The sequence below is a fragment of the Pedobacter sp. 05L430 genome, from assembly GCF_056397585.1.
On sequence record NZ_JBFTNT010000659.1, the window covers coordinates 1 to 375 of the forward strand.

At 40.0% G+C, this 375-nt stretch carries 1 pseudogene; it reads right to left on the reverse strand.

The window, feature by feature from the left end:
- Nucleotides 1-358: pseudogene (locus AC1DG9_RS27845) on the reverse strand (exopolysaccharide transport family protein); the annotation flags it as partial.
- Between the last annotated feature and the right edge of the window lie 17 nt (nt 359-375).

Here is a 375-nt window from a genome sequence, read left to right on the forward strand (position 1 = left end):
TCTCAAAACGTAATGACCGTAAAAGGTTTTTAAAAGATAAAAACTCAGGATCATTCTCTTTGCTCTTCCATAACTCCCTGATGTTAATATCTGAATATGACAGGTATGGAACCGAACCTAAAACCGCTGACTGGGTTGCCTGCGCAAGTTGTTTTGAATCCATTATACTGCGGTCCAAAAGGAACATCGTTAAAATCCAGGTAAAGCACAGGAACAAACTAGCTATGTAAGAAAGCGCTATATATACTATGCCTTTAGAGGCAAGAGGTAAACCAGGCAATCCTAACTGTGCCAATTGCAGTTTCAAGGCAACATTCTGCCCAGTCCTGTTTTGGTTATAGGTATCCAAAGAGTTCATGTAATCTTTGGTAGCCA